Source organism: Methylobacterium fujisawaense, from assembly GCF_039619325.1.
GTDB lineage: Bacteria > Pseudomonadota > Alphaproteobacteria > Rhizobiales > Beijerinckiaceae > Methylobacterium > Methylobacterium fujisawaense.
This window is the reverse complement of record NZ_CP155000.1, coordinates 3,553,986-3,562,500: the sequence shown is the minus strand read 5'-3', so window position 1 is coordinate 3,562,500 and position 8,515 is coordinate 3,553,986. Positions and strand designations below refer to the sequence as shown.

Below are 8,515 nucleotides of genomic sequence, written 5' to 3'. Positions count from 1 at the left end.
AGGTGATCGTGTTCCTCGCTCATCAGAAGCCTCCCCCGGCGACAGCCTCGTACTCGGCGAGCGGACGCAGCAGTTCCGGCGTCGCCACGAGAGGAGGCGGGTCGCGCCGATGAGCCGGTCGCTCACGGCTACCCACGAGCCCGGCCAGATGAGCGTCGTCGACCGCACGGCCGTGACGTCCCTTCAGTTCGGCATGCGCGGCGACCTCCCGTCCGCCGTGGTGGACGCGCACCACCGCTCCGCTCACGGTGACCCGCACCCGCTCACCGATCAGCCGCCAGGGTACCGAGTAAGCGTTGCCGTCGACCGCAACCGCGCAGTCCGCTCCGACCCGGCGCACGAGATCGCGCGCGGCGGAAAACGGCGGCACGCCCGCGAGCGGCCGTAGCGCCCGAGCCTCGTCGCGGGCGAACCGCTCGCCCGGCGCCTCGCCGGTCGTGCCGTGCACGCGCCGGTCGGCGACGTCCCGCGTCCAGGCATCGAGATGCGCCTCCAGGGCTGCGAAGCTCGCGAAGCGGCGGCCGGCCACGGCATTGTTCTTGACGTAGCCGACGCCGCGCTCGTCCTTGCCCTTCGTGCGCGCCCGGTACGGGGCGCAGGCCCGCACCCGGAAGCCCCAGTGGCGGGAGAAGGCGTGCAGGCGCGGGTGCAGGACGACCTCGCGGCTCACAGGGTCGTGGTGCAAGACCAGGGCGCGAGCGTTGTCGAGCAACACCTCGTGTGGCACGCCGCCGAAAGCCCGGAAAGCGCTCTCCAGCCCGGCGAACCAGTCCTCCTGCCGTTCGTGGCCGAAGGCACGCACGTGCAGGCGGCGCGAGTAGCCGAGCGTCGCTACGAACAGGGAGACCCGAGTCGGCACGCCGCCGATCTCGACGCGCCGTTCGCCAAAGTCGATTTGCATCTGCTCGCCCGGCCGCGTCTCGAACCGCACGCTCGCCCGCGCGGCGATCACCAGATCCCGCCGCAACGGCGCGACCGCCCGCTCCACCGTGCGCAGGCTGACGTGGATGCCCTTCTCGGTCGCCAGATCCTGGCGCACGACGTCGGCGTTGCCCGCATGCTGCCGGAAGCGTTCGACCAGCCAGTCCGCCAAGCCGTCGAGCTGCTTCGAGCGCGAGGGCGTCGCGCAGGGGCGCCAATCCCCCCGTCGCAGCCACTGCTTCACCGTGTTCTTCGAACAGCCAAGCTCGGCTGCGATCCGCTTCGCGCCCCAGCCGAGCGCCTGCAGCCGCATCATCGCCGACACGTCGTCCGGCGTCTTCATCTCGGCCCTCCACGGATCGTCCATCCGCGTCAGAGCCTGAGCCTCGTTCCTGATCATCTCGACCTCCTCGCTCATCGAGGGGGTCAGATCCTCATGGCGTCAGGGGGTCAGTTTGCCGTGTCGCCTGACAAATGCGAGCGCGACATAATCCTGTTCAGCGACAAGGCTGACTTGAGTGACCCCGCGCTCGCCGAGGCCATAAAACGTTACGTGTATAATAAATCGACCCGGTAACGACGCTTCAAATATTATAATATCACTATTTTTTTTGCTTCGCTTCGGATTTCTATATTTTGAACGGTGCCAAAGCGATCGCTGATTAGCTGGCTGATGCCGCCCGACAGGCGCTGGAGACGTGGCGCAAGAAGATTGGGAGCGCCTTCCGCTTCCATCCGCGGTGACCCGACCAGCGGCTGCGCAAGGCGATTGCGGACCTCACGCTCGACAAGCTGATCCAGAAGGAGGCATGCCGGGGAAACGTCTGAGCAACGCGCGCCGACATGTCTGTGTCGCACATCATCGATGTCTTGCACGTTTCTGAACGCCGCGCTCGTCGGGCTTGAAGTTTTGACCCTTGACCCTGACCCAGCCAACCGGTCCGCGTCGAGCGCAAGTTTTCGGGCATTTGAGGGTCCCCCGGATTTTGGTCCGGCCGGGATGTAAGCTTCCGGATCTCATTCGGCGGCCTGCAGGGCCGCCGCCAGGGCGAATTCCTGGGGCGTTCGCCACCCCAGGGTGGTGTGAGGAGGGCTCTCTTTGCAGTGCCGCCGCCACGTCTCGATCTTGCTCTTCGCGTCGGCCAACGACAAGAACCAGTTCGCGTTCAGGCACTCGTCGCGCAGCTGGCCGTTGAACGACTCGACCAGCGCGTTGTCGGTCGGCTTGCCGGGCCGTGCGAAGTCCAACGTGACACCGTTCTCGTAGGCCCGGCGGTCGAGGGCTTTCGAGACGAACTCAGGCCCGTTATCGACCAGAATCGCGCACGGTGCTCCGCGCAGCAGCGCCAAGCGGCCGACGACAGCCACGACCTGCTCGCCCTTGATGACTTGCCCAGCCTCGGTGAACCTGTGCCCGACAAGGTGCTCGCCCATTTCCCCCCGCTCGGCGGGCGGCACATCAGCCTAACCTGTGAGGACATCTGGCAGAACGCCGCTGCCGAGCTGCCCCGCGACGGATCCCGTCCGCTCAACCTCCGTGAAGAGCCCGGGGCCAGGGTGGTGTGGGCTGCGTTCGCACAATGTTCAGCTTGCCGCCGTCCATGCCGCAATCCTTTTGGTGCCCCTCAAAATGCTAGCGCTCGCACTGCACGGGCCGAGCCAGCCTATCGGCTAAGGTTGCACAGGTAATACCCTCACTTGGTGCGGTATGAGAGGCGGAACCTGACTGGTCGCGAGCATCCTGATACCACCAACGCTTGGTTGGACTGGAATTATCTTCAGTGCTTGCACCCTGCAAAGGTGAAGTTTCCGGTGTGCCTGAAGGCGGGATAGCCTTCGGCCGCCGGTGCGGGGCGAGCGACCGTGGAACGGCCGCAGCTTCCCGCTTCTCGCTCGGCTGTACGGGCGCTGTGCCAACATAGTCGGTGCCGGCAAAATAGGCGATACAGCCCTTGGCGAGATCGGTTCCGTTCAAAAGCTCAAAGCGTGCGGAAGTCATCGCAGCCGCTGCCGCTGCATCGAAATCGGGGTCACCGCTTGAATCGATCGCTGCGACACCACTTGCGACCCCCTTCGCCTCTACATCGTATCGGATGAAAGACCACGGCCGCTGTTCCTTCCGGCGGAACGCTTCGGCCACCGTCTCGGGAAGCGTAAGCCGCGGGCGCTCCATCATACGCATGGTCTTCGCTTCACAAGTCTCGGCAGCGGAGGGCCAATCCTCCTGCCGACCGAGTTCGCTCGTGAGCCGATGCGTGCCGAGCCACTGCACTTTGGCCTGCGTCTTGGCCTCGCGTTCCACCTCGGGCGAAGGTCCGGCCAGGAGCGTGAATGGCCAGATCTTCCGCAGGTCGAAGCTTGGCTGTTCCGGCCCTTCCTCAGCCGAAGCCGTGCCGATTCCGCTAAGCCCGGCGACGCACAGGCACAGCACGGCGAATGTCTGGGACTCTCGTCTCATCCCTTGAGTCTCTCGATACGCTTGAGCAATTCCGGCTCCCATTCGGCGAGGCCGATCTTCGCGATGGAGGCGAGGAGACGGTCCGCCTGCCGCGCCGCGTGGCTGCGCAAACCGAGGTTGCGCAAGTTCTCGAGGATGAAGAGGTCCCAGATCGTCTGATTGCGCAGGCCCCGCGTACCGACGCGCGTCTCATCGAGCAGGGCGAGGGCTTCGTCGATGTGACCGGCTTCGATACTGCTTTGCACTTGGCTCGCCGCCGCCTGGAATGCGCGATCGACGACGAGGAAGCCCTCGTTGCCCTCCTGCCGAGACATGGTCTCCCCGAGCGTCACGGAACGGCGGGTGGCTTCGAGCCATGCTTGGACGGCCTCCGGGATCATAGGCGTGCCATCTGAGAACTGGAGCGCCTCGACGCCCGAGACCGTGCGGAGGAAGCGCGACGCTTCCTCGCGGATCGCCTGAGCGACTTCCTCACGACCGAGATTCAGGGCAATTTGGTACTGGAGATACTGCCCCTCGAACCAGAACGGCTGCTGGCCGCAGGTACGCTCAAGCCGCATCACGAGGGCAGTGTCGGCGCCTCCGCGTTCGGTCGCCTGACGATAGTTGTCAGCAATATCCTCGCTTACAGGGTGCAGAACGCTGCGTTGCGCCGAGCGGCTCAAGGGCGGTGGGGAGGAAATTCCGTACCATGTGGAGAACCGCCTCAATCGGTAGGCAAGGGGATGGGCTGGATTAAGCTCGAGAAGAAACTCTGCCACCGTCGCCAGACTTTGCTTTAACGCCCGCTCATTCGAAGGGTCGAGGCGGAGCTGATCGGACCGTGGGGCGGCCGCATCCAGAACATCCGGCTTCGCCTTAGTTGCGGAAACGGCGGGCGCGAGGGCCGGGAGCGGATGCGCCTCCCCGTTGGCCCGGACCATCTCGGCGGCCCGGCTGCCGATAAGGCCAAGGTCAAGCCCGAGATCGGGCGAGATTTCGGCGAGCTTCGCCGCGAGCGCATCGCACGCCTTAACCACGACGATGGCGTCGACCGGATCGAGATGGCCTCGGCCCGGCGACGGCATCAGATCTGTAAGGCCCTTCACGAGGAGCTCTGCGAGTTTCTCGCGCGGCCGGTTGCGGGGATGGGGGGCGCCCCCATAGCTGATGTGGAATTGTGCGGCGGCGACCATACAAACGGGCAACGCCTCAGGGCCGAGGAGATGCGGCGCGGCATGGACCAGAACTTGGAGCAGCCGCAGATCCTTGGAGCTGGTGCGCAGCAAGGCCGCCGCGATCTCCGCGATTGCGGACCAGCGGATACTTGCCTGCACGAGGGTGCCGCGCTTCATCAGATCGGTTTCGATCTCGTCCCAGCTCTCATGCTCGTCCGCCGGCATGCCATAGGCGTCGGGGCCCGGAAGGGGAGCAAGGACGGCCTCCACCCAGCGGTGGCGATCGATCCGCTCCTCGCCCGAGACGAACCCCGACTCGGCGACCGCCTGACGCGTGCTCATAAGGTCTCCGGCACCCGCAGATGCATGAGCGGTTGCTCGCGGAAGGGGTTGACGGGAGCGAGCGCCCGGATCGCGTAGAGGGCGTTCACGCCGTTGACGCTGAACACCACCTCCACCGGGTCGGCCGGGCCACGAACGTCTGTAACGCGACCGGCATCGATCAGCCGGAAGCTTGACCAGACACCGCTATGGGAGATCGCACCATTCGATCGACCGGTGACCGTGAGTGACGAGGCGTTGTTGCGCGTCGTCGAGGCATTGGGCCACAGGATCGTGTAGGTTTGGGCTGGCCCGTGCCGGTAGGGCACAAGCTGTCCCTCGATATTCAGAATCGCCGCCCCGGCGGTGTTCGACAGGCTGAGCGGCTCGATCTGATAGCGCAGGGAAGGCGCCCCCTTCGCGTCGAAATAAATGGCGCGAATCTGGTGCAATTTGTCCAATTCCGATAGAAATTCTGGCCGGATTTCGATGGATTGACGGTCGATGATCTTGGATTTGTGTGTGCTCAAATCGACAAAAGTCGCGAGATAATTGGTAAAAAATCGATCAAAGGTGCCTTGCGGCCCAAAGAATGTCTGAAATTCGTCGAGCGTGACCTCCTCCTGAGTGTTCTTGCGGAAGGGATATTTGTTGGCCAGCGACACGCTGAAGCTGCGGTAGACCTCTCCCTGCCAGACCGCCTGAAGATCGAGCCGTGCCGCCTCCAACACGACCTTCCACGACTGAGCGGCGAGCTTCTCCATGATCCTGTTAAGCGGCGGCGGCTGGTTGACGCCCACCTTCTCGAGGTCGCTGATCGGATCAGTGGTTCCCTGGAGGGTGGCCCGCTCCCGCGCCCGCTCCAGAGCGAGCGGTTTGGAGGAAGCTTCGCCCGCGCGGATTTCTCGCAGGTAGGTCTCGACCGCGCCGACTTTGGCAACGATTTCCTCCATGTAAGGCCTGCCGGTGGCCGTGACGATCCGAGCAAGGGGATCGAACCGCCGGACGATACGTAGACCCTCCGCCTCATTCGGGTCGAACGGCGTGATCGTGTTATCGAGGGCCTTTATGGGCTGGTCCTTGCGCAGTTCCGTCGTCTTCGGCTCGTAGACGACGCTGTTGGCTTTGATCAGCATCAGCAGCCGGCCGATCCCGTTGGCCGGACCGGTGACGTTTTCGAGCACTGCGATGGCGTGGTCGAGGTTGCGCATCGCCGTGATGTCGAGGACGTTCACCGCTTGGTCCCAGACGCCGATATAGGTCGAGACGTACCGTTTCAGAACGCTATCCCGGAAGGCGGCGAGGTCTTCGGGCGAGTAGGCGATTGTGTCGCGCTCGCCGATGACCCAGGCATCTTCCACGACGATCGCCGAGATCTGCTCGTTTTGCGGCACGAAGAACTCGTGAAACCCTTTTTTGGTATAAAGAAATGGGATTTGTATATCCTTGCCCTGGAGCGGGGTGCTGGCTCCTTGATCGAAGATCAGGTCGAAGGCCGGTCCGATCTCCTTGCGAAAGGAGACCGGGACGGGGTGCTGCATCTCCGCGATGCGCTCCAGGCGGCGCAGGATGCGTTGGGTGCGATCGACCTTGGCAAAATCTGCGCGGGCGGCATCAATCACGGGTTGATGCAGGGCCACCGTGACGTCTGACACTTCGAGGGCGTGGGCGAGGTGCCCGTTCAAGGAATCCTGCACTTGTCGCTGCCCCTGATAGGCGCCCTGCCATCGCTCGGAAAACCAGGTTTCGATGGCTCGTGTTCCGAGTTTTGACGGCGCGCCCTTGGCATCCAGGCGCGCGTCGAGGGCATCGCGTTTGCCCTTGTCTCCCATCAGTAAGTAGACCCGAAGCAGGTTCAGGCGTTCGTCCTCGTCCCGGGTGACATCGTCTCGGCCGAGGGCGACAATTCGGTCCTTCACTTGCGCCGCAAGGGCCGGCAGGAACCGCTCCGCCAGCAGCGTCGCGTAGACTTTCTCGACCGCTGGTCCGATCCGGTGCCCTTGGTAGAGCGCGACGTAGTCCAGCAAATGATATTTGGTGCGCCAGTCGGGAAAGACCGTTGTGGCGTCGCGGATGGCATCCATCGCCGGCCGCAGCAGTGCCACCTCGCCAGAGGCATCGACGCCCTGCGGCAGGGTGACGAAGTCGCGTGTCCTGGCTACGACCGACGCCGCCCGGGCGGCGTTGTCGCGGTAGGCTTCGAACAGGTAGAAGCCGAACGTTATCAGCGCCACGGCGGCGGCCATGCCGGTCGAGTTGACGGCGATCATTTTGCGCCGCTCGACGATCTTGTTATCGCCGGCGAGCCCGGCCTCCGTGAAGATGGCATCGGCAAACAGCCGGGCAAGAAAATACGGCTGCGACAAGCCCGAATAGGCCGGCATGACCGGAGCCGGCAGGGCGTAGTCTTGCGAGATGCGGGCGAGCAGCGCGTTGAACGGCACGCCTTCCTGCTTTGTCGTGGTGAAGTAGAGACCCCGCACCAAAGGCGGAGTCGAAAAACGGTCGGATTGGAGACAATCGACCAGGAAGTGTTGCAGAACTACTCCTGCCGCCGATAATTGCCGGGTGAACATGTAAATGTTCTTACGCGCCGTGAGATCGCGTTGGGCGTAGAGCCGGTCGATCAGGTCGTCGTTCACCCGGTCCATGAAGGCTGCGAAATCCGTGGCGAAGGTGTCCCGCCAAGCGTCGGCGTGCAGTTCGTCATAGACGTCGAACGAAAAGCCGAACGGCGCGAGCCGCTCGAGCTTGCTGAACTGCTGGAAGTAATCGCGAAAGCCCAGCAGGTGATCGATCTTGTTGACCACCATGTGGATCGTGAAACGAGTCCCCAGCGCTTCCGACATCTCGACGAGACGGCCATGGATCGAGGCGGCAAGGTTACCCCGCTCCTCCTCCGTGGTCCGCATGAGCTCACAGATGTCGAGCACCAGGATGACGCCGTTGATGGGGCGGCGCGGCCGGTGCTCCGTCAACAAGGCCGAGAAGGCGTTCCAGAGGCGAGACTCGCGGGTCTCGCCCGTCTCGGCTCCCGCCTTCTGAGAGGCTGGCCGCAGCCATGCTCCAGGCAGGTCGAACAGGACGCTGTCGTTCGTGACCCAGTATTGCGGCTCTACCGTGAGTTTGATGCTCTTGAAGCTTTCGAGCCCGAGCAGATGGGCAAGCGGGAACTTCATGTCCGATGCGGCGAGTAGCGACGTCTTGCCGACCGCGGGGGGACCCATCACCACGTACCAGGGCAATGTATAAAGTGTTTGCCGGCCGCGTTCTTCGCCAGTCCACTTGGTGCGGATCGTCTTCACGGCGTTGCGGAAGCTCTGCCGCATCGCTTCGATTTCAAGCTCCACGGGATCTTGCACCACTGGCTTCTCAGGGCTCGGCGGCTTCAGTCCGCGGGTTCGCCAGCGCACGAACACGACGCCGATCAGCCAGCAGATGAAGACGATGAGCAACGCGATGACCCGGTGTGAGGTCGTCGCGAAGGGCTTGTAGCCGTTGATGTCGAGACTCTGGCCGCCGAACCAGATGGCGGCCATGACGGCGAGGGCCATCAGGGCAGAGGCGCCGATAGCCGACGCGACCCACTTCCACAGGAACGCGGCAGTGTTGGCCACGATCTGGGCAGATGAATATCCAGAAGACAGCATGGCGGGGC

5 protein-coding genes and 2 pseudogenes (1 of these 7 running past the window's edge) are annotated in these 8,515 nt (G+C 63.9%); 1 reads left to right on the top strand and 6 read right to left on the bottom strand.

Going from position 1 to position 8,515, the window contains the following annotated elements:
• Positions 1 to 23, bottom strand: partial view of an IS21-like element helper ATPase IstB gene (gene istB / locus ABC766_RS16920; protein WP_127991182.1) — the 5' portion only. It extends 766 nt beyond the left edge of the window; only the first 23 of its 789 coding nucleotides appear in the window; the start codon lies at positions 21 to 23; its stop codon lies off the left edge, out of view.
• Positions 23 to 1,321 carry an IS21 family transposase gene (gene istA, locus ABC766_RS16915; RefSeq protein ID WP_427902312.1) on the bottom strand — a complete coding sequence of 433 codons (1,299 nt, stop codon included), beginning with the start codon at positions 1,319 to 1,321 and terminating at the stop codon, positions 23 to 25. The genes istB and istA overlap by 1 nt, the downstream gene beginning before the upstream one ends.
• A 347-nt stretch (positions 1,322 to 1,668) precedes the next feature.
• On the opposite strand from istA, the pseudogene ABC766_RS16910 reads away from it, so the two are divergent.
• A pseudogene (locus tag ABC766_RS16910) lies at positions 1,669 to 1,821 on the top strand (IS3 family transposase); the annotation flags it as partial.
• Between the two features lie 117 nt (positions 1,822 to 1,938).
• On the opposite strand, the pseudogene ABC766_RS16905 reads toward ABC766_RS16910, so the two are convergent.
• The 4 genes and pseudogenes from ABC766_RS16905 to tssM form a co-directional block, all read right to left on the bottom strand.
• Positions 1,939 to 2,322 (bottom strand): annotated as a pseudogene (locus ABC766_RS16905) (integrase core domain-containing protein); the annotation flags it as partial.
• A 232-nt stretch (positions 2,323 to 2,554) separates the two neighbouring features.
• Positions 2,555 to 3,379, bottom strand: coding sequence for a hypothetical protein (locus ABC766_RS16900; protein WP_342143627.1), 825 nt, complete (start codon positions 3,377 to 3,379; stop codon positions 2,555 to 2,557).
• Positions 3,376 to 4,878 carry a type VI secretion system protein TssA gene (tssA, locus tag ABC766_RS16895; RefSeq protein WP_342143628.1) on the bottom strand — a complete coding sequence of 501 codons (1,503 nt, stop codon included), beginning with the start codon at positions 4,876 to 4,878 and terminating at the stop codon, positions 3,376 to 3,378. The genes ABC766_RS16900 and tssA overlap by 4 nt, the downstream gene beginning before the upstream one ends.
• A complete protein-coding gene (gene tssM, locus ABC766_RS16890; protein WP_345819101.1) occupies positions 4,875 to 8,507 on the bottom strand; it encodes a type VI secretion system membrane subunit TssM in 3,633 nt (1,210 codons plus the stop codon). Before tssM ends, tssA begins: the two co-directional genes overlap by 4 nt.
• Positions 8,508 to 8,515: the final 8 nt, after the last annotated feature.